General features: G+C 55.6%; 1 pseudogene. It reads left to right on the top strand.

From position 1 onward, the window contains the following. Window positions 1-118: 118 nt before the first annotated feature. A pseudogene (locus AC1DOC_RS33165) lies at window positions 119-1,510 on the top strand (TrlF family AAA-like ATPase); the annotation flags it as partial.

Here is a 1,510-nt window from a genome sequence, read left to right as displayed (position 1 = left end):
GAGTTGATGGGAGTACGCGGGTTGAGACTCGTCAAGCTGCCGGTGCGATGGAGATCGTCTGGCAGTCCGAGTCCCATGTAGCCACCTAGAACGAAAAACAACGAGCAGGCATGAGGTAATGAATCAAGAAAAATTTGAGCGAGGCTCCGAGTGGCGGCAGTGGGATCTGCATGTCCATACGCCCGCCTCGTTTCATTGGCGAGGAAAGAGGTTCAATGCCGACCCCAACTCGGATGAGAACCGCTTGCTCATCGACGAAATGATCGCTGCGTTCAATGCCGCAGAACCAACGGTCTTCGCGTTGATGGATTACTGGACCTTTGACGGCTGGTTTGCACTGCGACGACGGCTCAAAGAACCAGGGGCTCCCAAACTCACGAAGACCATCTTTCCGGGAATCGAACTGCGGCTAGTAGCTCCGATGCCGGGCCGCCTCAATGCTCACGTTCTTTTCTCTGATGCCGTTGCAGATCAGGTTCTGCACGATTTCAAAGCGGCGCTGCTCGTCGAAGTCGTGGGTCGGCCGCTGTCGGATGCATCCCTTGTGCTGCTAGGGCGCGCCGCGTCGGACGACAAGCTGAAGATCCATGGTTTCAAGAAAGTTGAAGTCGATGCCGACGATGAAAAGGCGCTCTTGGCCGGCTCCAAGATTGCGGAGATCAACTGTGACAGCTACAAGAACGCAATCGAGAAGGTGCCACACGGGCATGCGATCGGGTTCATGCCATGGGATACAAGTGACGGTCTCGCCGAGGTCAAATGGCATGAGCACTATGCGTATTTCCTAGGCCTGTTCAAGACTTCGCCTATCTTCGAGTCTCGGAACATCGACCTCCGCGGCGCTTTCGTCGGTGAGGTCACGCCCGGCAATTCGAAGTTCATCAAGAGCTTTCAGAACGCCCTATGCAACGTTCCCAGGCTTGTCGTCTCTGGAAGTGACGCCCACTGCTTCGTGGGCGTGAAGGGGGACAACGACAGACGTGGCTATGGGGATTACCCGTCCGGAAAGGCGACCTGGATCAAGGCTGACCCTTCGTTTCATGGTCTTCTTCAGGCCATCATGGAGCCGGCAAAACGTTCCTACATCGGCGAGCGCCCGGAAAAGAAGACCGAAATTTCCAAAAACAAGACGTTCTTCATCGACAGCGTCTCAATCACTAAGATCCCGGGATCCACAACAGGTGGAGCGTGGCTTGCTGGCACCAATCTGCCGCTGAACCCTGATCTGGTGGCGATCATCGGAAACAAGGGCAGCGGGAAAAGCGCGCTCGCTGACGTGATCGCGCTGCTTGGCAACTCGCGACAGAAAGCTCATTTCTCCTTCTTGAAGAAGGAGAGATTCAGGGGGAAGTCTGGGGACCCTGCAAAGCACTTCACCGCAACGCTGTCATGGCTCGATGGCAGCACGGAGGATCGAAACCTTAACGACGATCCACCGGAGGAAAAGGTGGAACTCGTCCGATACATTCCCCAAGGTCATTTCGAAGAATTGTGCAACGCGCATGTCACT

It is taken from the genome of Variovorax sp. 01T439_2, assembly GCF_056398445.1.
Note: the sequence above shows the minus strand (reverse complement) of the source record. Positions and strands in the feature narration are given on the sequence as shown.